General features: G+C 62.5%; 25 protein-coding genes. 10 read left to right on the top strand and 15 right to left on the bottom strand.

The genetic code is table 11. The features are described from left to right. The first annotated feature begins 229 nt into the window (after positions 1-229). Positions 230-1,135 carry a LysR family transcriptional regulator gene (locus tag AWB69_RS12330; RefSeq protein ID WP_062085178.1) on the top strand — a complete coding sequence of 302 codons (906 nt, stop codon included), beginning with the start codon at positions 230-232 and terminating at the stop codon, positions 1,133-1,135. A 416-nt stretch (positions 1,136-1,551) separates the two neighbouring features. Here AWB69_RS12330 and AWB69_RS12325 read toward each other — a convergent pair whose 3' ends face one another. Together AWB69_RS12325 and AWB69_RS12320 are read right to left on the bottom strand one after the other, a co-directional pair. Next, positions 1,552-2,919 carry an ATP-binding protein gene (locus AWB69_RS12325; RefSeq protein ID WP_082913368.1) on the bottom strand — a complete coding sequence of 456 codons (1,368 nt, stop codon included), beginning with the start codon at positions 2,917-2,919 and terminating at the stop codon, positions 1,552-1,554. Continuing rightward, positions 2,920-3,648, bottom strand: a complete 729-nt coding sequence (locus tag AWB69_RS12320) for a response regulator transcription factor (RefSeq protein ID WP_062085177.1) — start codon at positions 3,646-3,648, stop codon at positions 2,920-2,922. A 240-nt stretch (positions 3,649-3,888) separates the two neighbouring features. Between AWB69_RS12320 and AWB69_RS12315 the strand changes: the two genes are divergently transcribed. Both AWB69_RS12315 and AWB69_RS12310 read left to right on the top strand, forming a co-directional pair. Further along, entirely contained in the window at positions 3,889-4,605 is a 717-nt protein-coding gene (locus tag AWB69_RS12315; protein WP_062085176.1) for a MipA/OmpV family protein, read from the top strand. 100 nt (positions 4,606-4,705) lie between these two features. After that, positions 4,706-5,896 carry an SDR family oxidoreductase gene (locus tag AWB69_RS12310; protein WP_062085175.1) on the top strand — a complete coding sequence of 397 codons (1,191 nt, stop codon included), beginning with the start codon at positions 4,706-4,708 and terminating at the stop codon, positions 5,894-5,896. A gap of 112 nt (positions 5,897-6,008) precedes the next feature. On the opposite strand, the gene fliD is transcribed toward AWB69_RS12310, so the two are convergent. Beyond that, on the bottom strand, positions 6,009-7,154 hold the full coding sequence (fliD, locus tag AWB69_RS12305; RefSeq protein WP_062085174.1) for a flagellar filament capping protein FliD: 1,146 nt from the start codon (positions 7,152-7,154) through the stop codon (positions 6,009-6,011). Positions 7,155-7,399: 245 nt separating this feature from the next. On the opposite strand from fliD, the gene AWB69_RS12300 reads away from it, so the two are divergent. From AWB69_RS12300 to AWB69_RS45685, 7 genes are all read left to right on the top strand, one after another. After that, on the top strand, positions 7,400-7,732 hold the full coding sequence (locus tag AWB69_RS12300; RefSeq protein ID WP_062085173.1) for a YXWGXW repeat-containing protein: 333 nt from the start codon (positions 7,400-7,402) through the stop codon (positions 7,730-7,732). Between the two features lie 264 nt (positions 7,733-7,996). Continuing rightward, positions 7,997-8,572, top strand: coding sequence for an RNA polymerase sigma factor (locus tag AWB69_RS12295; RefSeq protein ID WP_062085172.1), 576 nt, complete (start codon positions 7,997-7,999; stop codon positions 8,570-8,572). Then, positions 8,569-9,012, top strand: coding sequence for a hypothetical protein (locus AWB69_RS12290; protein WP_062085171.1), 444 nt, complete (start codon positions 8,569-8,571; stop codon positions 9,010-9,012). Before AWB69_RS12295 ends, AWB69_RS12290 begins: the two co-directional genes overlap by 4 nt. After that, positions 9,009-9,482: a periplasmic heavy metal sensor gene (locus AWB69_RS12285; protein ID WP_156528822.1), complete on the top strand. Its 474-nt coding sequence runs from the start codon at positions 9,009-9,011 to the stop codon at positions 9,480-9,482. The genes AWB69_RS12290 and AWB69_RS12285 overlap by 4 nt, the downstream gene beginning before the upstream one ends. A 74-nt stretch (positions 9,483-9,556) precedes the next feature. Further along, the gene (locus AWB69_RS12280; RefSeq protein ID WP_062085170.1) at positions 9,557-10,993 is read left to right on the top strand and encodes a DUF1800 domain-containing protein; all 1,437 of its coding nucleotides are present in this window, start codon (positions 9,557-9,559) and stop codon (positions 10,991-10,993) included. Between the two features lie 4 nt (positions 10,994-10,997). Further along, positions 10,998-12,146, top strand: a complete 1,149-nt coding sequence (locus AWB69_RS12275) for a DUF1501 domain-containing protein (RefSeq protein ID WP_062085169.1) — start codon at positions 10,998-11,000, stop codon at positions 12,144-12,146. A 56-nt stretch (positions 12,147-12,202) separates the two neighbouring features. Next, positions 12,203-12,403: a YXWGXW repeat-containing protein gene (locus tag AWB69_RS45685; protein WP_407923033.1), complete on the top strand. Its 201-nt coding sequence runs from the start codon at positions 12,203-12,205 to the stop codon at positions 12,401-12,403. A gap of 48 nt (positions 12,404-12,451) precedes the next feature. Here AWB69_RS45685 and AWB69_RS12270 read toward each other — a convergent pair whose 3' ends face one another. From AWB69_RS12270 to AWB69_RS12215, 12 genes are all read right to left on the bottom strand, one after another. Beyond that, positions 12,452-13,354 carry an SMP-30/gluconolactonase/LRE family protein gene (locus AWB69_RS12270; protein ID WP_062085168.1) on the bottom strand — a complete coding sequence of 301 codons (903 nt, stop codon included), beginning with the start codon at positions 13,352-13,354 and terminating at the stop codon, positions 12,452-12,454. A 15-nt stretch (positions 13,355-13,369) separates the two neighbouring features. Next, positions 13,370-14,320 carry a 3-hydroxyacyl-CoA dehydrogenase gene (locus AWB69_RS12265; protein WP_062085167.1) on the bottom strand — a complete coding sequence of 317 codons (951 nt, stop codon included), beginning with the start codon at positions 14,318-14,320 and terminating at the stop codon, positions 13,370-13,372. Between the two features lie 19 nt (positions 14,321-14,339). After that, the gene (locus tag AWB69_RS12260; protein WP_062085166.1) at positions 14,340-16,439 is read right to left on the bottom strand and encodes an ABC transporter permease subunit; all 2,100 of its coding nucleotides are present in this window, start codon (positions 16,437-16,439) and stop codon (positions 14,340-14,342) included. A 39-nt stretch (positions 16,440-16,478) separates the two neighbouring features. After that, entirely contained in the window at positions 16,479-18,035 is a 1,557-nt protein-coding gene (locus AWB69_RS12255) for a sugar ABC transporter ATP-binding protein (RefSeq protein ID WP_082913367.1), read from the bottom strand. Positions 18,036-18,052: 17 nt separating this feature from the next. Continuing rightward, complete coding sequence (locus tag AWB69_RS12250; protein ID WP_062085165.1) at positions 18,053-19,180, bottom strand: sugar ABC transporter substrate-binding protein; 1,128 nt, start codon at positions 19,178-19,180, stop codon at positions 18,053-18,055. A 58-nt stretch (positions 19,181-19,238) separates the two neighbouring features. Then, positions 19,239-19,985 carry an N-acyl homoserine lactonase family protein gene (locus tag AWB69_RS12245; RefSeq protein ID WP_062085223.1) on the bottom strand — a complete coding sequence of 249 codons (747 nt, stop codon included), beginning with the start codon at positions 19,983-19,985 and terminating at the stop codon, positions 19,239-19,241. A gap of 80 nt (positions 19,986-20,065) precedes the next feature. Beyond that, complete coding sequence (locus tag AWB69_RS12240; RefSeq protein ID WP_062085164.1) at positions 20,066-21,007, bottom strand: BKACE family enzyme; 942 nt, start codon at positions 21,005-21,007, stop codon at positions 20,066-20,068. Between the two features lie 31 nt (positions 21,008-21,038). Next, a complete protein-coding gene (locus AWB69_RS12235) occupies positions 21,039-21,845 on the bottom strand; it encodes an SDR family oxidoreductase (RefSeq protein WP_062085163.1) in 807 nt (268 codons plus the stop codon). Positions 21,846-21,903: 58 nt separating this feature from the next. Then, positions 21,904-22,548 carry a GntR family transcriptional regulator gene (locus AWB69_RS12230; RefSeq protein ID WP_062085222.1) on the bottom strand — a complete coding sequence of 215 codons (645 nt, stop codon included), beginning with the start codon at positions 22,546-22,548 and terminating at the stop codon, positions 21,904-21,906. Positions 22,549-22,905: 357 nt separating this feature from the next. Then, positions 22,906-23,250, bottom strand: coding sequence for a hypothetical protein (locus tag AWB69_RS12225; protein ID WP_231937072.1), 345 nt, complete (start codon positions 23,248-23,250; stop codon positions 22,906-22,908). A 58-nt stretch (positions 23,251-23,308) separates the two neighbouring features. Continuing rightward, positions 23,309-23,749, bottom strand: a complete 441-nt coding sequence (locus AWB69_RS12220) for a universal stress protein (protein WP_407923032.1) — start codon at positions 23,747-23,749, stop codon at positions 23,309-23,311. A 70-nt stretch (positions 23,750-23,819) separates the two neighbouring features. Continuing rightward, a complete protein-coding gene (locus AWB69_RS12215) occupies positions 23,820-24,371 on the bottom strand; it encodes a lytic transglycosylase domain-containing protein (protein ID WP_156528821.1) in 552 nt (183 codons plus the stop codon). Positions 24,372-24,506 lie beyond the last annotated feature (135 nt).

The raw sequence follows: 24,506 nt of genomic DNA, 5'->3' as shown, positions 1-24,506 counted from the left end.
GTTTTTCCCGCGCTCCGGATGCCGAATACGCTGGGCGCTGGAGAAACGGTGCCATGCCGGCAAGCGCCCTTGTTTGCCGGCTCGCTCATTCCCCATGTCACAATCACGCCCGGCGCCTCCATGAAATGCGGGCGCCGGACACCTCCTCATGCAATGTCCTGTGCCCGTCCTTCGGAGCAATTCGGACGTGTTGGCAAACCCGCTGGATCTTTAACCATTTGAGGCCTGCATGGAGCTGCGACAACTCCGCTATTTCATCGCGGTAGCCGAAGAAATGAACATCACACGTGCGGCCGGTCGCCTGCACATGACGCAGCCGCCGCTCAGCCGGCAGATCCAGCAGATTGAAGAAAGCGTCGGGTTGCCGCTGTTCGAGCACGGCTCGCGGCCTTTGCGCCTGACCGAAGCGGGCCGCGTTTTCTACGCGCAGGCAAAGCGCCTGGTCGATGAAAGCGACGAACTCGTTCCGCTCACGCGCCGGCTTGCGCAACTGGCCGAACGCATTGTGATCGGCTTCGTGCCGTCCACGCTTTATGGGGCGCTTCCACAGGTAATCCGCGCATTTCGCGAGGCTGCTCCACAGATCGAATTGTCGTTGATCGAGATGTTCACGCTCGAACAACTCGGTGCATTGAAGGGCGGACGGATCGACGTCGGTTTTGGACGATTGCGTTTCGATGACGTGCAACTCACGCGCGAGGTACTGGTCGAGGAACGGATGATTGCCGCGCTGCCGGAAGATCATCCGTTAGCGGACGCTTCGGTGGAATTGACGCTGGAGGATATGGCCCGCGAGACGCTGATTGTCTATCCGAGTTCGCCGCGCCCGAGTTACGCGGACCAGCAGTTATCGGCGCTACGTGACCATGCGCTGGAACCTTCTGCAGTACACGAAGTACGGGAGTTGCAGACGGCGCTTGGACTCGTTGCGGCGCGAGTGGGTGTGTCGCTTGTACCGGAGAGCGTCGACGGTTTAAGAGTGCATGGGGTAGTCTACCGGCACCTGCCCGAACCCGGCCCCACCTCGCCGATCATCATGAGCCGCCGCCTTCAGGACGAAGGCCAGACCACCGCCCTCTTCTGTTCCATCGCGCGTGACCTGTTCCGCCGTCGCCAGGCTTTTTCGAACCGCTAGTCGACGCATTAAAAAAAAGTCCCACCCGGGCGGGATGGGACTTGAAGCGCGACGAGGATGATTTCGTCGCGGGACACACCCTCGGAAGGGTGAAGCTAGTGTCTCCGCATTCGCGCCGAAAGAAAATAACGTCGGCCTCGATCTGACAACATTTAACGATTGGGGGTGGGTTTTGCTGGTGGTGGATGGTGTCTTGAGTTCCGTGTGCCGCTAGCGCAGAGTCCGCTAACGCGCAACGGTGCGCTTAGCGTGACTAAGCAGGCAAGCACTTACTAACGGACAAGGGCCGCGCAAGGACACGATTAAATGCGCCGCGTGGTATGCCGCGAAATCCTCGTCATGGGGCATGTGTAAACACAAGCCCCCCGCCCGTTATTTTGCGGACAGGCGACAGGGTCACGAGGACTGACCATCCATCAGACCATGAGCTTGGTCGCAAACCCTCTCTTGTCCTGCCTGGCCGTCGCGCCGCCCGGGGTGCCTCCCGCTGCAGGCAAGGGCACGGATGGCAACGTGATCAGGAAACGCGCGCCACCCGAAGCGGACTCTTCGAGCCGTACCTCGCCGCCGTGGACCAGGGCCACCCGGCGCACAATCGCCAGACCAAGCCCGAAGCCGCCGGTGTGCCGGTCGCGGCTTGCATCGAGCCGATGAAACGGTTCGAAGATACGCGAGCGCTCCGCGATGGGGATACCGGGGCCGTCATCGTCCACGATAAGCACGAGCGCGTCCGCCGGCCCGAGGCAAGCACTGAGCGAAATGGCGTGCTGCGCGTAGCGGGTGCTGTTGCGGATCAGGTTCAACAATGCCCGCGCAACCAGCTTCGGATCGCAGACATGACTCACGGGCGCGCCGGACATGATGACCGACAGAGACAGCGCCCGGTCAGCGACATCATGAGCCATGCTCGCCGCCACGCTGTCCAGCAATTCGCTCACCGACACCTGCATCAGCACCATATGTGCCGCGCCTTGTTCAAGCCGGCTCAACGTCAGCAGTTCGGTGACGAGCTCATCGAGTCCACGCACATCGCGGCGCAGCGCAAGCTGACGTTCGCGCTGCCGCTCCGGGGATTCAGGCGACTGCAACAGCGCAAGGCCGAATTCGAGGCGTGCAAGAGGCGTTTTCAGCTCATGCGAGATGCCGTGCATCATGTCGCGCTGATGCAGGATCGACGCTTCAATCTGCCGCGCCATTTCGTTGAACTGCTTTGAAAGGTCGTAGATATTCGATTTCTTCGACAGATCGGCGCGGGTCGACAATTGGCCTCTGCCGAACGCGCGGGCGGCAGCCTCGAGCTTCCTCAAGTCGCGCCAGTGATAGTGAATCCACAGGACCACGGACAACAGCGTTGCGAGCGCGACCAGGCCATACGCCAGCGCCTTGATGTCCAGGTTGCCCGGCTCATCGGGATGGGCATGGACGATCGTGCCGTCGGGCAACGGCAGGTAGTAATCCTTGGCATCCATGCTGAGCACCAGCTTGCCGTCACGAAGGTCGCGCAACTGCTCGGTGTCGAGAACAGGGATCACGTCTTTCATCGTGAGCAGGCTGAAACCCTCTTCACCATGTCTTTGCAGTTCAGCCAGTGCCGCCGCCCGCTGCTCACCGGGGTGCCGTTCAAGGTAATCGGTCAGCACGAATGCATACGCTTTGACGCTGTCGCGCACGTTCTGGGTGACCCGATGATGAAACAGTTGCGAGAACGATTGATCGACGAACACGATAGCCAGGCCGCCGCCCAGCAACACGATCAGATACAGGCGGATCAGGGAACGCAGCATTCAATCCTCCCACGCAGACGGGCTGAAGAGATAACCGCGGCCCCAGACCGTCTTGATCTTGTGCGGCTCCGGTGATGCGTCCTCGAAGCGGCGCCGCAGCCGCGAGATACCGGAGTCGACGGTGCGGTCCAGCCCGTCGAATTCGATGCCGCGCAATTGCTTGAGGATATCGTCACGGCTCAGCACGGTACCGGCGGCGCGCGCGAGGATCACGAGCAGGTTGAACTCGGCGGTCTTCAGGTCGATGTCCTGGCCGCGCCATGTCACGGTGCGGTTAGGCGGCGAGATCACCAGTTCGCCAAACGTGAGCGTGCCGGCATCCACGGCCGGCATGATGACTTCCTCCGCCGGCTGCGAGCGCCTGAGCAGCGCGCGTGCGCGCGCCACCAGCACACGCGGTTCGATCGGCTTGACGACATAGTCGTCCGCGCCGGTTTCAAGTCCTGCAACCTGGTCGAAGACATCGACGCGAGCGGTCAGGATCAACACCGGCACGCTCGAAAAACCGCGAATGCGCCGGCACACTTCCATGCCGTCCATGTTGGGCAGCATCAGGTCGAGAATCACCAGCGCCGGTTTATGCTCGCGTACGGCAGCCACGGCAATATCGCCGCGCCGCACGATGGTCACCGCAAATTCATAGCTATCCAGATACTCCGCGACCAGTTGCGCGAGACGGTCATCGTCCTCGATCAGCAACACGTTGTACTTGGGCGAGACCTCGTTCATCTTTCTTCTCCGCACTTGCACACTAGCAGCCGTCGATTCTATCCTCGCGCGCGTATGGCAGGGCCGTCCGCAACACTCAAGGACACTTGAACACAATTCAGCACAAATTCGCTCAACTTCAAAACAGACACCGGTCAGCCGCGTACCTAGACTGCGGCTTCTCTCCTAAAAAAAGACCTGACCGTGCGCAAACGCCTCTCCTATCTTTGCCTCCCCCTGCTTGGCCTGACGTGTTCCTCCATGGCACACGCCGAGAATTTCTATACCTTTGGACTGGGAACCGGAGTCGCGCCGCGTTACCTCGGCAGCAAGGACTACCGTGGCCTGGTCGCACCGGTCTTCTCCGCTGAATTTTCCAACGGCTTTTTCATCAGCCCGTTCCAAGGCGCCGGCTATAAAAAGACCTTCGCCAACGGCATGTTCGTCTCGACCGCGCTCGACTATGACTTCGGCCGCAGCGACAGCAACCGCGCGGACCTGCCCGGCTCGAACTACCTGAAGGGCATGGGCCGCATTCCCGGCTCGCTGATGATGTCGTTCCAGATCGGCGCCACGGTGTTCGGCGATACCACCATCAGCGTGACGCTCGACCAGCCGCTCACCCACACCACGCGCGGCGTCAGCGGGCACCTCGACATCACCACGCCTGTCCTGCACACCGCCACCAACGACATCAGCATCACAGGCAGCCTGCATGCCGGCAGCGGCCGCTATACGCAGACCTTCTTCGGCGTCACCGAAGCGCAGTCCGCAAGCAGCGGCTTCCGGCCCTACTCGGTCAAGGCCGGTTTCGACAACGCAACGGTCTCGGCCGCATGGACCTATTCCTTTACGCCGAAATGGTCGCTGCGCACATCGGGCGGCCTGACACGAATTCTCGGCTCGTCCGCCGATAGCCCGCTCGTGCAAAAGAAGAACGCTTATTTCGCAACGACAGCCGTGACCTATCGATATTAGGCGCCGCGCTATCAGGCATCAGGCGGGGCATCGGCGAGGCAGCCATCCGCTGTCAGCCGCGCTTAGCCACTACTTATTTTGCTTCTGAACGGAGAACGCTATGTTTGCATGGCAAACCCCTCTGTCCACCGCCTGGCAAGACAGCCTCACGTCGTCCACACGCATGCATGTGGTGGGCATCGACCGGCTGGTGCTGACCGGCGCCACCGGGTTTATCGGCGGCACGGTGCTGGTAACGCTCATGAATGCCGGGCTGATCGAACGCCTCGTGTGCCTCGTGCGCGCGGCGAACAAGGCCGAGGCGCTGACCCGCCTGCGCGTATCCGCCATCCGTTGCGGCCTGCCCCACGTCCGCGCGCAACGGCTGACCGAGGCGAACGTGATCGTGGGCGACCTGGGCGGCGATTTTACGGAAACAGATCTCGCCCGCCTGACGGAGGCGTCCCATGTGATCAACTGCGCAGCCATGGCGTCGTTCTCCACGAGCCCGCAAGTACTCGAAATCAACGTGCGCGACACGTTGCGTTTTGCATCGCACTTTGCCGGCAGCAAAACGCTGCGGCGTTTCCTGCACGTCAGCACGGCCATGGCATGCGGCACGCAGTGCAGTCCGGTCGTGCCGGAATCCACGTTCGCCCATACCGGGAACGAGAGCGAAACGAACCATCTCGTTCCCTATACGCAAAGCAAACGCGACATTGAGCGGCTCCTGCGCGTCTACTACCCGTCATTGCCCGTGGTCGTGGTGCGGCCATCGATTGTCGTCGGGCATACGGTGCTGGGCACGTTGCCTTCGGCGAGCATCTTCTGGGTGTTTCGCGTGGTGCATGGCGCGCGGCGTTTCAGCGCAAAAGCAATGACCCGGCTGGATGTGGTTTCAGTCGACGATTGCGCCCGCGCACTGGCCTTGCTCGCCGTCAAGCCGAAGCTTGCCTTCGATACGTACCACGTATCGGCCGGATCGGAGGCGCCGACCATCGGGCAGATTATCGGCGCGATGGATGAGGCCACGGGCATATCGGGGAAACGCTACTCCATCTGCGCGCCGCGGGATTTCCGCAGGATCGCGCGCGAGGTGGCCGGGCGTCAGGACTCAGGCGTGGCCCGCGTGATCGAACATGCGCTGGGTCTCTATGCGGGGTTCGCCAACCTGGACTATCAGTTCGACAACAGCCGCCTCCGCGAAGAGATCGGTTTCGAGCCCTTGCCGTTTGTCGACTACGTGAGCGAATGCGTGCGGACCTCGCGCGGGGTGGGGATCGTCGAGCAGATGCGCTGGGATTTCAAATAGAGAGCGCAAGTAAAAAGCGCACGCGCCTTCTTTGCCGCACAACGAACCGGGGCGTCCTGTCAGGACGCCCCGGTTCGTTTTTACCGCCATTCACCGCGCGGCGCGTTCCTGATCAACCCTTGTTTCCGGCCAGTGCGCCCGCACTGTTGGCCCCGCCGAACAACGCAGTGAGGTAGCTCGTATTGCTCGCCATATGCGCCATCAGCGTGTTGAGCGCAGCGAACTGCGCGTTGTAGCTGTTCGTCAGTTGCGTGGCGAATGCATCCAGTTTCGTGCCCTGGACCTTGATGTTGTCGAGGTCCTTGTTGAGCGACATTGTCCTTGTATCGAGCAGGCCGTCTTTCTTGAGAAAGGTCGTGAGCGTTTTGTTCATCTCCGCGCCGAGGCCGGAGGTCGGGTTGAACAACGCGTTGACCGTGCCGGGCTTGTTGGTCAGCGCCGAGTTCAGCGCGGTGTCGTCGATCTTCAGCGTGCCGTCCTGCTGCAGCGTGATACCGATGGTTCCCAGGTTCGCCATTGCCTTGGTCGAGCCCGACGCCGTCGGCACGCCCTTGCTGATCACGGTTGCAAGCGCGTTCCTGACCGTGTTCATCATCGAGTCGCCGAGCAACGGACCGCCTTGCGAGCCCTTGGGTTGCGACTTGTCGAAAGACGTCAGCGACACAGCCATGTTGACGAAGTTGTTATACGCGGTGACGAAGGCCTTGATCGACGTCGTCTGGGTGCTTGTGTCGGCGGCGACGGTCAGCGTCTGGGTCGTTCCCACTGACTCCGAGGTCAGGTTGATCGACAAGCCCGCAATAGCCGACGTCACGCTGTTGCTCGGGCTGCTGACCTCCGTGCCCGCCACGGTCAGCAACGCGTCCTTGCCGGCCGCGGTTTGCTTCCAGTTCGCCGATGTCCCGATGGTCGTGTACGGCGCCACGGTCTTGGCCGGGTCCGAGGGATCGACGGTCGACGTGGACGAGCTGGCGTTGAGCTTCGATAACCCGGTGTTGTTGCCGGTGCCGCTCGGCGTGACCTCCACCGAGATACTGTTCGCCACGCCCGTGGTGGACGAGTGCAGCACGAGATGCGCGCCGTCCGTGCCGGTGATCACCGTCGCGCTCACGCCGGGATTGCCGGACGCGGAATTGATCGCGGCCGCAATGCCGCTCAGCGTGTTGTTCGACGAATCGATCTTGATCGAAACGTCCGAACCGCCTACCGAGAGTTTCAGCGTGCCGGCGCCGACTAAATACTTTAGGGAAGTTTTCATTTATTTGTAAGAAGATTTCCTGATTTCATGACTTGAGGGCATGTCGAATCTGAGCAGATCGGTGATGGATAAGGGGAAGCCGCGCGCTCACCCGCTTATCCGGTGACGGACGTATCGCAGCATCGCCACCGGTTTCAGCCCGCATAAATAAATCTCAAATCTTGCGACGGATTTCTTGAGGGCACGCGTTTAAGCACTCGACAGACACCTGCATCGAGCGTCTTTTCCACCTCCAGGGAACCGTTATGAAAGCACTAAAAGAATGGGCTTCGCCCAACTTCGCGGTAAAGGCCGTTTTGGCCGTGGTCACCGCCTTGACCACGCTGGCCAGCGTGTCCGCATTCGCCCAGGAAGTGATCATCGCCCCGTCGGCGCCGCCGCCGATGCGCACCGAAGTCGTTCCCGCGGCGCGCCCCGGCTATGTGTGGGACGGCGGTCACTGGCGCTGGGCCGGCCGGGGCTACGCCTGGGTGCCGGGTCACTGGCGGCCGGTACGGGTCGGCGCGCATTGGGTGCCGGGCCACTGGGTGCAGCGAGGACCGAACTGGCGCTGGATCGAGGGTCACTGGGCTCGCTAGACCGGGCACAGGCGCGTTCATCGCGGGTGACCCTCGGGGTACCCGCATGTCACCCTCTTCAGGCTAAGGCGGGCAGTCATGCTTAAAACTCTAGTCGCCATTGCATTGGCGGCCGCGGCGCTTTCCGCGTGCGTCGTTTATCCCGCGCGGCCGGCTTATTATCGACCCGCGGTCGTCGTGTACTGAGCAGTCCCCACGCTGGCGCACCGGGTCGCAGGCCAACCCGGCGCAGGCTGTTGAACATGTGCTACGAGATCAAACACATTGAACCAAGAAGACCCGGACGCGGAGTTGCTAGCCCGTATCGATGGCAGGGAACCCGGAGCGGTTCGCGAGATGGTCGCGCGCAAACTGCCGCGGCTGCTCGCGCTCGCGACCCGGTTGCTGGGAGACCGTGACGAGGCGAGCGACGTGGCACAGGAAGCGTTCGTACGGATCTGGAAGCAGGCGTCGCGCTGGCAGCGCGGCCAGGCTCGCTTTGACACCTGGCTGCACCGCGTCGCGCTCAACCTGTGTTATGACCGCTTGCGCCGCCGTCAGGATGTCATCTCCGACGACGACGCGCCGGAACCCGTCGACCAGGCGCCGCTGCCGGAAGATCAACTCGACGAGTCCGCGCGCAGCGAGCGCATTGCCGCCGCGCTCGCCGCGTTGCCGGCACGCCAGCGCGAGGCACTGGTCCTGCAGTACTACCAGGAACTGCCGAACGTCGAGGCCGCGGCTTTGATGGGTATCACCGTCGAAGCGCTTGAAAGCCTGCTCGCTCGCGCACGCCGCACGCTGCGCAGCCGTCTTGCCGGCGAGCGCGGCGAGCATGTCTTTGGAAAGGAACGCCGATGACCCCCGAACGTTTTCGCCGCCTCACCGAGGCTTATGGCGCCATGCCGGAACACTGGCCCGCAGCCGAGCGCGCCGAAGCCAAAGCGCTGCTCACTCAACGTGACCCGGCCGTACTCGCTGCACTGGCCGAAGCCCGGTCGCTCGATCTCGTGCTGTCGAGGCATAACGTCGCCGCGCCGGAATCGGATCTGGTCCGGTGCATCCTGGTCTCGGCGCCGCTGGCGTCGCCACGTCAGAAACCCGCCTGGAAACGGCCGCAATGGTGGCTATCGGGCGCCGGTCTCGTGGGCGTGGGCGTGGCGGGAATTGCCGCGGGCGTGCTGGCCATATCGTTGACCGGGTCTTTCTACTACACGTCGGCGAATCCGCCGAGTCTCTTCGATCAAACCGGTGAAAGCACCGTATTCAGCAGCTCGACGGCCGACTGGAGCGACCAATGACCATGCCGACAACCCGGCTCAAGACACTGCTGATCGTGTCGCTCGTACTCAACATCTTCCTGCTCGGGGCGATCGCGGGCGGGACGTATCGATGGGTGGCGAAGCAGAAAGCCGAAGTGCTCGCGCAGCAACGCGGCCTGCGTTTCGCCGCGGATGAACTACCGCAGGAACGTCAGGACCAGTTGCGCGAGGCGCTGCGGCAGACACGCCGTGAGAGCCTGCCCCTGGTCGTCGGTGCGCGCTCGGGCCGACTCGATGTCGTGCAGGCGCTTGCTGCGCCGCAATTCGATCGCGCCGCGCTCGACGCAGCGCTCGCCCGTACGCGCGAGGCCGATGTTGCGGTGCGTGCGCGGGTCGAAGCAACAGTGGCTGACTTCGCCGGCACGCTGACGCCCGATGAACGGCTCAAGCTCGTCGATGCGCTGGAGCGCCACGGCCCGCTGCATGTCGGGCCGGCGCCCAAGAAATAAATTTGGGGCACACCGACGGATTCACGCGGCCCCACCGTTAAAGCTGCATAGCAATTCGATTCGTGGGAACAGCCATGGCTGACGTGACACCCGGTACCTCCGTTACATCCGTGACCCCCGCCGCGATCGCGCTGAATCGCTTCGGACTGGGCGCCCGCGCAGGTGAGGCGGCGCCGTCCGATCCGAAGGGCTGGCTCAAGAGCCAGCTCTCGGGCGCAAGCTATCAGGCAATGCCGCAAGCGTTAGGAGACCAACCCGCAAGCACCGCGCTCGCCGCCGAATTCGCCGATCGCCAGAACGCGATCCGCAACGCCGGCGCCGACGACAAACAAGCGGTGCGCAAGTCCTATAACGAGAAACTCCGCGATATCTATCGCTCAGCCGTCAACGCGCGGTTCGTGAGCGCGCTGCAAACGCCCACACCGTTTGCAGAGCGGCTGGTGGCTTTCTGGTCGAACCATTTCGCGGTTTCCGTAGAAAAACCGCCGGTGGCCATGCTTGCCGGATCATTCGAGGCGGAAGCCATCCGCCCTCATGTACTGGGCCGTTTCGAAGACATGCTGGTCGCGGTCGAACGTCATCCGGCCATGCAGATTTTCCTCGATCAGGCCCGCTCGGTCGGCCCCGACAGCCCGGCGGCTGAACGCGCCGCAGCAAAGCATCCTGACCGCAAGCCCGGCCTGAACGAGAACCTGGCGCGCGAAATCATGGAGCTGCATACGCTTGGCGTGCGCAGCGGCTACGACCAAAACGACGTGACAGAGTTCGCCCGCGCGCTGACGGGCTGGAGCATTGGTGCGATGGGTGGCGGCATGGGTGCAGCCGGTCGGCGAAATGACGCCGCCGCGCCGGGGCAATTCGTGTTTCGCCAGCCGCTGCACGAGCCTGGAACACGCACGATCATGAACCGGCAATACGACCAGCCCGGTCAGCAGCAAGCGCTTGCCGTACTGCACGATCTGGCTGCCTCGCCCGCGACTGCGCAGCACATTGCGAGCAAGCTCGCCCGGCATTTTGTCGCCGATACCCCGCCGCCCGCGCTGGTCGATCGCCTGGCCGGCGTGTTCAGCGCGACGAACGGTGACTTGCCCAGCGTGTACCAGGTATTGATCGATTCACATGAAGCATGGTCGCCGGTGGATGCCAAGTTCAAGACGCCGTGGGACTGGACGGTGTCGTCGCTACGGGGGCTGGGTCTCAATGATCTCGGCAACATGCAGATCGCGCCTTTGCTGACACAGCTTGGCCAGCCCGTGTGGCGGCCGGGGTCGCCGGCGGGCTATGACGACATAGCCGCAAGCTGGGCCGCACCCGACGCGCTCGTGCGCCGGGTGGAGCTGGCGCAGCGTTTCGCATCACGCATCGGCGATACGCTCGACGCGCGCACACTCGGTGACCAGTTGCTCGCGGGTTCGCTGAGCGATGCTACGGCATCCGAATTATCGCGTGCGGAAAGCGCACCGACCGCGCTCGCGCTGCTGCTTGTTTCACCCGATTTCCAAAGGAGATGACACGATGACCACGCGTCGGAATTTCTTGTTGTGTGCCGGCGCTGGCGTCGGTGCAATGTTGATTGGATCGCGCATGGCGTTCGCCTCGGTGGAGTCGGACCAGCGGTTTGTCTTTGTGATCCAGCGTGGCGCCGCCGATGGACTCAACATCGTGGTGCCCTACGCCGATCCCGCTTACGCAAGCCTGCGCGGGGCGCTGGCTATCGATCCATCGACAGCAACGAAGCTTGACGGGACGTTCGCGCTGCACCCCTCGCTTGTCGAGACGGCGAAGATGTACGCCGCGCAGCAGGCGCTGTTCGTGCACGCGGTGGCATCGCCGTATCGCGATCGCTCTCACTTCGACGGCCAGAACGTGCTCGAAACCGGCGGTACATCGCCCTACCAGGTCAAGGATGGCTGGCTGAACCGGCTGGTGTCCATGTTGCCCACCTCCAAGGCCAACGCAATAGCGCTCGCGCCCACCGTACCGCTGGCGCTGCGCGGCCGTGCCGAGGTGACGTCGTACGCACCGTCCGGGCTGCCGCAGGCACCCGACGATCTGCTTGTTCGCGTCTCGCAACTCTATTCCGGTGACCCGCAGCTTCATGCGCTCTGGAGTTCAGCGATGGACGCCCGCGGGCTCGCCGCCGATGCCGGCGCGCGTCAGGACCCGGCGAGCATCGGCAAGCTTGCCGCGAGCTTCCTCGGCCGCAGCGACGGTCCGCGCATTGCGATGATCGAGACCGGCGGATGGGACACGCACAGCGCGCAGAACCCGCGGCTGAGTGCGCAACTGAAGGCGCTCGACACGATGATGGCGTCCATGCGCGATGGTCTCGGCGAACATTGGACGAAAACGACCGTTCTGGTTGCGACCGAGTTCGGGCGCATGGCGGCGGCGAACGGCACGGGCGGCACGGATCACGGCACGGCGTCAGCCGCGATGCTGCTGGGAGGAGCGGTGAAAGGCGGCCGGGTCCTGGCGGACTGGCCGGGGCTCGCGCCGTCGGCGTTGTATCAGGGACGGGATTTGCGGCCCACGCTCGGGCTGGACAGCCTGATTGCGGCCGCAGCCGCGGAAACCTTCGGTCTTGATCCGGCTCAAGTCAGGGCGACGCTCTTTACGCAGAAGACCGCCAGCCCCATGTCCGGCAGGTTGCTGCGGACGTAACAGCGCAACGGTTGACAAGCAGCCACGTATCTGACTTCATCAGGGAAGAGATAAAAATGAAACATATATCAAGTCTCGTACTACTTAGCATCATGCTCACCGCCTGTGTAGTCGAACCCGCCCGTCCACCGCGCCCCGAACCGCTTGTTGAAGTTGTCCCGGCGCAACCGGCGCCGGGTTACCGCTGGGTGAAAGGGCACTACAAATGGGAGGGTAACCAGTGGGTATGGGTACGCGGGCATTGGGCAGCTTACTGATCTCGCCTGGGACGGTTGTTGTGCAAGCTTGAACGTGCACAGCCTCCCCTACCCGGCAAATCGCGGCTCCGGCAAGCCTTTTACGCCCAGCCCGGTGATCGCGAACAACCCGCCCTTGTCGCGCTCCTTCTGCGGGATGCCCCACATCGGCCGGCCCATGGTCGTGACGAACAGGATGTCCAGGTCGGGACCGCCGAACATCACGCTCGTCAGGTTCCGTACAGGAAACTCCACTACCCGATCAAGCTTGCCGTCCGGCGCGAACCGCAGTATCCGTCCACCAAACACAAGCGCCGACCAGAGATAACCTTCGGCATCGACCGTCGCGCCGTCGAACGTGCCGGCCAGATCTCGCGCCGATGCAAACACCCGCCGGTTCGCCACCGCGCCTGTCTCGATGTCGTAGTCGTACGCGTACATCTGCCTGTCGTAGGAATCGGTGAAATAGAAGGTGCGGTTGTCCGGGCTCCAGCAAGGACCGTTCGAACAACTGATGCCGCCGTCCAGACGCGTCACGGAGCCATTCGTATCCAGCCGATACAATGCCCCGCTGCGGTTCGAACGCTGGCCGCGATCGGCGTCGTAACGGTCGAAGTCATACGCCATCGTGCCCGCGATAAACCGCCCTCGCCGGTCCACCTTGCCGTCGTTGAAACGCGTCTCGGGGTCGTCGCTTTCCGGGTCGGCAATGAACTTGACCGTCTGCGTCTCGAAGTCGTAGAAATGCAGGCCGTTCGCCAGCGAGACCACCGCGCCGCCGCGCTCGCGCAGCGCCATCGAACCAATGTGGCGCGGCACGAAATAACGCCGTATGTCGCTGCCGTCGGCGCGGCAACTGCTGATCTCGGCGGCAGTGCTGTCAATCCAGTAGAGGCGCTGCTCCTTCACATCCCACAGCGGCCCTTCGCCAAGATGGTTGTTGGCATCGACAATCAAGCGGGTTTCAATCATGGTTGTCTCCGGTTATCAATTGTTGTCGTCATCGGACTTCAATGTCGCGCGGCGATGCGCCAGCAAGGCCATCAGCCGCCGGTCGCGCCAGCGGCTGCGGCTTTCTATTTCGTCGAGCGGCAACACCTCGCGGCGCTCGGCATCGAGCCTCGCGATACTGTCGGGCGACCAGTCGAACGGCACGCTGTCCTTCGCGAAGGAGCGGTACATCGCGCCATAACGCGCCGCGTAATCTGCCACGCCACCGGGCGCGTTCAGGTCAATGGTTTCGAACGGGCCCATGAACGACCAGCGCAGACCCAGGCCGTCGCGCATCACGGTGTCGAGATCGGCTGCGCTTGCATATCCCCGTGCATAGAGGCTCAATGCTTCGTCGAGAAGCACGCCTTGCAGGCGGTTCAGCAGGAAACCCGGAATCTCGCGTGCAACGGTCACCGGCTCCTGACCGGCCTCCTCGTACAGCGCACGCGCACGGGTCAATGTGTCCGGCGACGTCCACGGCGCACCGCATAACTCGACCAGCGGCACGAGCGAAGGCGGATTCACCGGGTGCGCCACAAGGCACCGTGCGCGGCCCTCCAGCGCTTCGGTGAACGTGGAGGCAGGCAGGCCTGAGGTCGAACTGGCCAGCAGCGTGTGGGGGCGAGTCAGCTTGTCCAGTTCGGCGAACAACGCGCGCTTGACCCCCACGATCTCCGCAATGTTCTCCTGCACCAGATCGACATTGTTCACCGCGTCGGCGAGCTGCTCGCATGCCGTGACACGTGACACGATCCGCTCTTCCGGTTCGTCGATGAGTCCGTATCCGGCGAGATCCGACACACTGCTGCGGATGGACGGAATCGCGCCGTCGAGCATCGCGCGGTCGGCATCGTGAAGCCTGACCTCGAACCCCGCGCGCGCGAATACGATCGCCCACGCGCGGCCTATCCGCCCCGATCCAATCACTGCAATGCGTCTGCTCATTGTGCGGCTCCATAGGCGATCAAGCTTTTTTATCGCGCAACGTAATCACGGCGGCCAGTACGACCAGGCCGTTGATGATGTCGCGCACGGCAGGCGGCACGGTGGTGCCGGCGAGCAGCGTACCCAGCGCGGTCAGCAGCAACGCACCGCCGAACACACCGAGATAATGCCCCCGGCCGCCGGTGATCAACGCGCCACCCACGACCACCACCGCAATGGACGGCAGCAGATACGGGTCTCCCATGCCGAGGAAAGCCTGGCTGCTGAAGCCGGCAAGCAGCAGACCCACCACGGCGGAACATAAACCCGAGAGGCAATACACCGCGATCAGGGTGGCGCCCACCCGCACGCCCGACAGCTTCGCCGCAACCGGCGAATTGCCGACGGCATAGATGCGTCGTCCAAAGGCCGTGCGATGCAGCAACAGCAACGCCAATGCAAGGAACAGTGGTACACACCACGCGGCGAGCGACAGGGGACCCACGCGCCCGTTCGTGAAATCGCTGATCGCAGTCGGCGCCCAGCCTTGCGGCGAGCCATTGCAATAAATAAGCGTGATGCCTTGCAACAAGCCGTTGGCGGCAAGCGTGACCACGATGGGGGGCAAGCCCAGCACCACCACGCCCACGCCGTTGAATATGCCAACAGCCAAGCCCGCGCACAGCACGAGCGGCACGGCCCACGCCGCGGCTTCGTTGACGCCATGGGTTAGCCCCGTCAGCAATACGCCGGATAGCGTGATGAGCCAGGGCACGGACAGATCGAGCCCGCCGGTCAGGATCACGGCGCCTTGTCCCAGCCCTAACACCGCCAGGAACAAGGTCAGTGTCAGCAAGCTCGTATAGAAGTTGGCGCTCACGAGGACACCGGGCCCGTAGACCACGCCCGTGATTGCAATCACCGCGAAGAACAGCAGGTACGCCGGCACGACGTACTTCACCCATTCGCGATTGCGTTCGATCCAGTCGCCCAGCAGGCGGCCCTTGAGCTCCGTGTTTTCTATCGGGCGGAAGTTCTCCACTTCGAACTTCACGCGCCGCGCGCCCTGGTCGTTGCGTGCGCGCGTCCCGGTGCGCCACGCGGTGAACCATCGTCCGGCGTAGCGCGCGCAATGATGCGCCGCCGACTGCTTGCCTACTGACGACCCGAGCACCGCCAGGATCAGGATCACGGCTTCGGCAATAGTCGTAAAGAACGCGGACACGTTGAGCACCAGCAGGATATTGACCGTGATCATCAGGGTCATCGCGGCGAACACCGTGCCCACACAACCACCTCGGCCACCGCCTAACCACGTGCCGCCCAGCACGACCGCCGTGAACATGGAGAGCAGCAACGGCCGGCCTACCAGCGGATCGGCGGACCCGGTCTGTGCCGATACGTACAAGCCCGCTGCAGCGTAGAACATGCCGGCAAGCGCATAGGTAGCAATTCGATAACCTCGGACAGGCATACCGTTCGCATACGCGCCGTCGGGATCGCTGCCAAGCGCATACAGGCCCACGCCAAAGCGTGTCCGCTTGACGAAGGCCCACACGAGCAGCGCGACAACCAGCACGGCCGCCGACATGGGGACTTTATCGGGCACGAGATCAGAGGTGATGAACGCGCCAAACTGATCGCCGATGCTACCGCCCGGTTTGTTCTGGATCAACAGCGTCAAGCCCTGCACCATGAACATGGTGGCGAGCGTGACCACGATCGACTGGAGCCGGAACCACGCAATCAACGCACCGTTGATGAGTCCAATGCCCCCGCCAATCGCAAGAATCAGCGCGACGCCCCCCCATTGTTCGATCGGCGTGCCCTGCACGAAGCGCACCGCAAGCACGTTGGACAACGACACCACGGCGGATGCCGACAGGTCGAAACCCCCGCTCAAAACAACGATGGTCTGCCCGATCGCGGCGAGCGCGAGCGTCGCGCTGCTGGAGATCACGGAGCCGACGTCGTAGAGTCCGACCGGCGTGGCGGACAGCGACACCCACGCGATCATCATCGCGAGCAGCGCGCCGATCGCGATGATCAAGCCACGGTAGTGATCCACGCGCGCCCACAAACCGACGTGCGCACCAGGCCGTACGACCTCGCTGTCGGGCGACGCAATTGCAATTTTCATGATCGTCCTCTTATTGCCTGAGCGGGCTTCAAGAGCCCGTCAACTTGAAAGCATCTTGCGCATCACGTTCTCTTCGGTGAGCGCCTCGCCGGCCAGCTCGGCGACATTGCGCCCGCGATACACCACCGACACCCGGTCGCATACATTGACCAGTTCCGGTACGTCGGTGGAATAGAACAGCACGGAACCACCCGCCGCCGCGAACGCGCGCATCAGCACGAAGATCTGGTGCTTGGTCCCCACGTCAATCCCGCGCGTGGGGTCGAACATCAGCCACACCCGGCTTTGCGTCAGCAACCATTTCGCCATGGCTATCTTTTGCTGATTGCCGCCCGAGAAAGAAAGGCACGGCTTGTAGACTGCCCGCGGATTGACTTCCATTTGTGCGAGCGCGCGTTTGATCGCGGCCTGCTCGCGTTTCCTGTCGATCAGGCCGAAGCGCGAGAAGCGCTTGATGATAGGCAGCGAGACGTTCTCCCCACCCGGCAGACGCAGGAACAAACCCTCGGTCTTGCGGTCTTCGGGTAGAAAACTCGTTGATACCCCGGCCTTCAGCGAATCAGCAGTCGAGGTCAGCGTGACCGGTTTTCCATCAATCAGGATCTGGCCCGCGTCGATAAACTCGGCACCGAACAATGCTTCGAAGATCTCACGCTGCCCCATGCCCTGCAGCGCCGCGATGCCGTGCACTTCACCCGCCTTGAGTGTCAGGTCGAAGTCGTTGACCACGCCGTCCACCTTGATGCCGCGTGCTTCCATCGCCGGGGTTTGAAGCGTTGCCGGCGTGGCTACCTTCGGCGGATATTTGGCGTCCATCGCACGGCCGATCACCAGACGAATGACTTCGTCGTCCGAGATTGAATCGGTATCGAAAGCGCCTACGTCACGGCCGTTTCTATACACGGTGAGGCTGTCGCAGAACTCACGTACCTCCTGCATGCGGTGCGTGATGAACACGAAGGTCACGCCGCGAGCCTTCAACTCCTCGATCCGTCGCGCCAACCACGCAACGTCGCGCCCGGACAGCGCGGATGTGGGTTCATCGAGCAGCAGCACTTCAGGCTGGCGGACCAGCGCCTTCGCAATCTCGATCTTCTGGCGCACCGGTAACGCGAGATCGCGGATATAAGCGCCCGGGCGTATATCGCCCAGTTCAAGGCGTTCCAGCCATTGCGCCGCCTGCTTCTGTGATTCCCGCTTCCTGATGCGGCCGAACCAGCCGGTCGGTTCATACGCCATCAGCAGGTTCTGAGCGACAGTCAAGTCCCGCACCAGCGTCATCTCCTGGAACGCTGTCTGCACGCCCGCTCGATGCGCGTCCTTCGGACCGCGCATGCTCACGTTGCGGCCCATGATGGAGATGCTGCCCGCGTCCGGCTGCATGAGGCCGGACAACAACTTGACGGTGGTTGACTTGCCCGCGCCGTTCTCGCCGAGCAGCGCATGAACGGCGCCGCGTTTGACGCGGAACGACGCGTTGTCGAGCGCGACAGTAGCGCCGAACCGCTTGGTGACCTTCGACAGATCAAGCGCCCATTCATTGCCGCTGCCCGTGATACCAGCGTCTGCCCCTGCGTCTGTCCCTGCACTCGACATGGCGTACTCCTCTACCTTTAGTCCGGCTTGCCGGTCAGCGCCGCGTTGAAACCGACCTCACTGGTCTCTGCCGAATAGATATCCGCAAACCAGCCCGGCGGCACCTTGTCCGGCATGAACGCGGTGCATCCGCCCTTCAGTTCATCGATGGAACCGGTCGTGCACAGCTTCGATTGCGATGTCTCCACAAGCGGCAGTTTGAGCGTCACATGCGCCGGGAAGTCCTTGCCGTCGAGCTTGTCCACGGCCAGCTTCAGCGCGAGTGCACCGGAGTACGGCGGCGAGCCATACGAGATGGACCGGTAGCCGATCGAGCGATAGCCACCGTCGCCCTTCACCGTGCCGGGCGGCAACATCTGCACGCGGTGACCGTTCGACGATTCACCCGCGCACGGCTTGATCTTGTCGTCCGCTATGCCGGCTTCGAGCTGCATGGACGCCGCCGTGAAGCAGCCCACCTGCATCCACAGGCCGTCGATCTTGTCCCAGCTATTGGTGGCCAGGATCTTCGACAATTCCGTCTTGGCCGTCGCCTGGCTCCACATGCCCGTGCCTTCCGCCACGATCTTGATCCCCGGATACTTGGCGAACACGGCCTTCGCGGCCTCGGTGCGCGCGCGATCCACCGAGGTGCCGGGCACGCCGTTGATCAGCACGATGTTGCCCTTGCCGTTAATGGTCTTCGCGAGCCATTCGGCGGTGACAGTACCCGCCTGCTTCTGGTCGATCGTCACGTTATGGGCGCACGGCTCGGTCACCTCGCCGTCATACGCCGCGACCACCACGCCCTTCGAACAGGCGTTCTTGATGGCGCGATTCAATGCGGTCGGCGAGATGGGATAGATCACGATCGCCTTGGCGCCGGCCTGGACCATCGAGTTGATCTGCTGGATCTGTTTCTGCGCGTCGGTGCCGGCGACCTGTACTTCCAGGTCGACCTTGTCCTTGAGTCCCGGCGTAGCGGCCATGGCCTTGACCATGTTGGCAGCTTCTGTTTGCCAGTCGTTGCCGACATAACTCATCGACAGGAAAATCTTGTATTTGCCCGCCGCCGAGGCCTGTCCCGAGACGGCCAGCGTCGCGAGAAGCGCGGTGCCCAGCGCGAGCCGAGCCCCCCGACGGATGGTGTTCGTCAGTGCGTTCATGTCTTCCTCCGATCCTGCGTATGGTTATTTGATTTGCTTCGTTCAAACACTCGTAGTACTAATCTTCAACGTGCTTCAGTCGTGCACTGGCGGGCAACTGAATGCCGGCTGAACCGGCCACGACATTCGGGTCGTGACCGGGAATCACGAAGTCCGCGATCTGCCGGACACGCCTGAGCGAAGCCAGCTCGGCAGCCGTCTCATGGACAATGCCGACCGGCACCAGATCCACAATGTTCTCCATGCAGCTTGCGCAGTCGCCGGCAATCAGGACCACGCCGTCGGCTGTATCGACCGCAACCGATTGATGCCCGGGCGTATGTCCCGGTGTTGGCACCACCCGCACGCCGGGCGCTATGTCGGCTACGCCATGCACGAATTGCCAGCGAAAATACGCCAGCGGTTCCCGGCCGATCAGAAACTCCTGATAAAACGTGGACTGCGTAGGCAAGGGCCGGCCGGCGTATTCCCACTCGCTTGCCTGGACCACAAACCGCGCGTTCTTGAAGAGCGTGTTGCCGCCGGAATGGTCGTAGTGCAAGTGGGTGTTGATGACAATATCCACGTCGTCCGCATTCCAGCCCACATACTCTTTCAGCGCACGTTCCAGCCGCTCTTCCGGTGCCTGCTCACAGGGGCAGACGAAGCTCGACACCCAGCCCGGATCGTGAATCCCGGTATCCACCACAATCTTCTTGTCACCGCCTACGATCGCCGTGGACCACACCGGGACCTTGATCTGCTGGCCGTAGTAGCGGCCATAGACCTGCGATGAACGGTCAACGGTCAGCCAGCCTGTAGGCATCGCGACGACTTTGAGTTTCGACACAGCCACGATAGTCTCCATCGTCAAGAGTTGAAGAACGTGCGCCCGAGGCAGCGGTATTAAAAGTTCGTGTTGGCCGCACCCTTGAGTCCGAGCAGGGCGCGCGCTTCGTCCGGGGTCGCAATATCGAGCGAAAGGCCTTCTATTACCTGGCGAATCTTCACGACCTGAGCAGCGCTCGATTCAGCCAGCTTGCCCGCTTCGATCCACAGTGAATCCTCCAGCCCGACCCGCGCGTTCGATCCCTGCGCCACGCCAAGCGTCGCGAGCGGAATCTGGTTGCGCCCGGCCCCAAGGATCGACCAGACATAGTCGCTTCCGAACAGGCGGTCGGCGGTACGGCGCATGTGCATCAGGTCTTCCGGATGCGGCCCGATGCCTCCAAGCAGGCCGAACACGCTTTGCACGAAGAACGGCGGTTTCGCGAGTCCGCGGTCAACGAAATGCGCCAGGTTGTATAAGTGCGAAATGTCATAACACTCATACTCGAAACGCGTACCGTTCGCGCCGCATGACGTGAGGATGTATTCAATGTCCTTGAACGTGTTCTTGAAGATCAAGTCGCGGCTGTTCGCCAGATGCTGGCGCTCCCAGTCGTGCTTGAACTCCTTGAAGCGGTCGAGCATGGGATAAAGGCCGAAATTCATGGAGCCCATGTTCAGCGACGCCACTTCCGGCTTGAAATGGTGAGCGGGCTTTAACCGCTCCTCCACCGTCATGTGCGGACTGCCGCCGGTCGTGATGTTGATCACCGCATCGGTTTCCGCCTTGATACGCGGCAGGAATTGCTGGAACACGGCGGGGTCTTGCGTGGGCCGGCCGTCGTTGGGATCACGTGCATGGAGGTGCAGGATTGCCGCGCCTTCCCGGGCGGCGGCAAGCGCCGCGTCGCCTATCTCCTGCGGCGTGACCGGCAGATACGGCGACATCGACGGAGTATGGATCGCACCGGTCGGTGCACAGGTAATAATGACTTTACGTTTGTTACGACTGGTTGCCATGCTTCAAGCCCTCGTCGGGAAAGAAAAGCGTTCAGAGCACTTCCACATTGCCGCACACCGAGATCGCCTGCCCCGAGATGCCGCTGCCTCCCGGCGAGCACAGGAACAGCGCGGTCGCCGCGACTTCTTCCGGCGTGGTCATGTGCCGCAGAGAAATTTTCGAGAGATACTCTTTCTCCATCTGCTCGTAGGAAAGACCCAACTGTTCCGCGCGGGCGGCAATCACCCGTTCAATCCGCGGCCCCTTCACAATCCCCGGCTGGATCGCATTGACGCGAATGTTGTCCGGTCCCAGCTCAATGGCGAGGCTCTTCGTCAGGCCAACAACCGCCCATTTGGTAGCTGAATACGGCGTGCGGTACGCGTATCCAAGCCGCCCCGCCACCGATGACAACGCAATGATCGACCCGCCGTCGCGCGCCTGGCGCAGCAGCGGCACCGCACGACGTGCGAAGTAGAACTGAGCATTGAGATTCACATCAATGGTCTGTTCCCAGTCACCCGTCTCCATTTCGTCGATACCACCCGTCGGACCCGCGATGCCCGCGTTATTGATCAACACGTCGAGGCCGCCAAGCTGCTCGTTCACATCGACGAAAACGCGGTCGACCGCCGCGCGGTCCGACACGTCCGCGAGCGTCGAGGTGATCGCGTTCATCTCGGCGCTTTGCTCGGCTTCGTTGAGCGCGTCGATGGCTTGCTGACTCGAGTCGCAGACATGCACGCGCGACCCGGCGTCCACGAAAGCGCGCGCGATTACCAGACCAATACCCGACGCGCCCCCCGTGACCAGCACACGCAACCCCGCGCGCGGTTTCAACATCTGCAGAACGGCCATGCTTGTCTCCATCGTTTTTCTGGTGCGGCTGGTGCGGCTTACAGGATCCAGGTCAAGCTCAGGCCCTGGCCGCTTCCCTGCTCTGCAAGCGTTCGCGCAGGTCCGCAGCGGCGCCGCCGATATCCTCCTCAATGCCCGCCCGCGCGCCTTCACCGTCTCCCTTCCAGAGAGCATCGACAATCTTTCGATGCGCCGCCATGGACAACCTCATATGCGGGATGTCCGGCGCCACGAGGTTCAGGAACGGACCAATGCGCATCCACAGATTCTGGATCGTGGCGAGCGTCAGGTCGCTCGCGCCATGCGTGTAGATTGCTATGTGGAATTCGAAATTACTGCGCAGGTACGCGGGTACATCGCCGGCTTCCACGTGGGCATCCATGGTGTCGAACACAGCTTGCAGCGCGTTCAAGTGGTCCTTCGTCATCCGCGAGGCCGCCCGTTTCGCGACGCAGCCTTCAAGCGCGATTCGCACGTCGCGCAGTTCTTCGAGCAGGTCCAGCGTCATGGGCGGCACCATCAGCGCGCGGCCCGGCCCGTCGATCAACGCACCCTCGGCCTGCAGCCTTGTCAGCGCAGCGCGCACCGGCATGGTCGATGAACCCACTGCTTCGGCCACCCCGCGCAAACTCAGCGCCTGCCCGGGCGCAAAACGCCCCGTCATGATCGCCTCGCGCAACTGGGCGTAGACGCGGCCCGCCATGGTCTCGCGCGCCACCAGCTCGAGCGGCAGCGCATCCGCGCTTGTTTCACGTGTCGTCAATTAAACAACTCCTTACGATATATGTGACCTGTGATCACACAATAAGAAGAAGTTTGGTGCCCTCGCGGTTCTTAGTCAACCTTCAAGTACTAGGGGAAAACGCGACTGTCTGAAGGGAGTCCGGGCGAGCGTATTGGGCGACTCGCCGGCAAGCTATTTTGCCAAGCGCGCCAGGAGTCAATGACCGGTTCAGGTCTGCGCGGACGACTCGTCATGTCGCGGGTCAAGGTCGGATTCGAGTTGCCGCCTGGAAGATGATTTGCGCTTGCCCGGAGCAGGTTCTGTTAGGCAAGCCGCTTAAAGCCCCACCGCGGCCGGATTCATCTCGATGTGCAAAACCACCAGCCACAACTTCGGGCAATCGGGCGCAATCTTGAGCGCGGGGTTGGTCTTGTCCACGGGGGTAATGCAGCCCTTCTCACGCGCCAGCAAATACGCCCGCCGCGCATCTGACTGCAGCCAGATGCTCACCAGACCGCATGTGAGGAAACTGAAGATAGTCGTGATAATGCCTGGCGCGCCTGGGTCCAGCTGCTGCACCGCATAAGCAAACGCAGTAGTAAGCACCTGGTTCGCCACGATGGCGACGCACACCACCTTTGCCACGCCCCTGATCCGCATGGCCGTATGAAGCTTTAACACGATTGTGTACTCTTGACTGAACGCTGGTAAATGTTAGCTCGTTGATTGCCGTGCTTATCTAGTGAACCATCGTCACCGGTGTTTGCATGCTTCGCCACAACCTGTTCATCACCCACCATCGGGTAAGAAAGCCCAGGTGACTGGCATCGACCAGAACAACGTCAGAGCGTTTTTCAGCCGCGCGCGCTGCAATGGTTCCGGCAACGGGCCCGTACACCCGCGACCAGTGATACGGAACTCCCGCATCGTCCAGGATGGCCCGGGTCTGAACAAGCGCACTCAGCATGGCACGTTTTTCCTGCAAGCGCAGCGTGCCGCGGGAATGAAACGCACTGGCCCTTCCCTGGTCCGGAGGTTCGAGCACTTCCATCAGCTCGACTTCCGACACGCAGTTCTCCGCATAAAGAAATGCGGCATGCCGTGCGGCCTGAAGCGCGCCTTCCTTGTTTATCACCGGTATGAGTACCCGTAACATGAGCGTCCCCGTTTCAGTATTCACTACCATTTCATTACAGCAGACGCCGTGTCAAACGCGCGCAGAGTTTCAAGCCCGCCGCGTAAAAATTGTGTCAAGGCGCCCTGACCAGCGCGGGCTTGACCGTATCGTCCGGCGGCGTGTGCAGGCTGGCCGAGAACTGCCGCATGCGAAACGCCACACGTTGGGCGTATCCCTTGCCGCCGCCGCTGTATCGTTTGAGCGCGACACCCAGGTCGCCACCCGACGCATCGAGATACTCGCGCAGGATCGAAGACCCTATGCGCACGTTCTCAGCGGGCTCAGTCAGGTCGTTGCCCGATGCAATCACCTGCGGATGCGCAGCCGGGAGGATCTGCATCAGCCCCTGCGCGCCGGCAACACTGACCGCCTGCCGGTCAAACCCTGACTCAGTCGCAATCACCGCGAGCAACAGCGCGGGTGACATCGCATATTCGTTAGCCGCGCTGATTACTGCTTGCGCGATCAACGTTGCCTCCCAGCGAGCCACTCGAAACTGCTGCCACAACACTGCCGCTACGTTCGCCACCTCGGGTGATTCGCCGGATGCAGACTGGATGACCGCGGTTAGCCGACCATTGGGCGCGGAGGCGTCGTCGGTCGCATAGGCTGCATTTGCCGCCATGAAAGACAATACGCAGACAGCGAGTTTCGCGCACGACCGCCATCTGAATTGACCGGGTGAGCCTGCCGTCGGTGCCTGATTCTCATGCATCACGGTCCTTTGTTGTTAGCGTCCTGGAAGGCTACGCCGCCCGGC

The organism is Caballeronia udeis (assembly GCF_001544555.2).
GTDB lineage: Bacteria > Pseudomonadota > Gammaproteobacteria > Burkholderiales > Burkholderiaceae > Caballeronia > Caballeronia udeis.
This window is presented reverse-complemented; position numbering and strand designations above follow the sequence as displayed.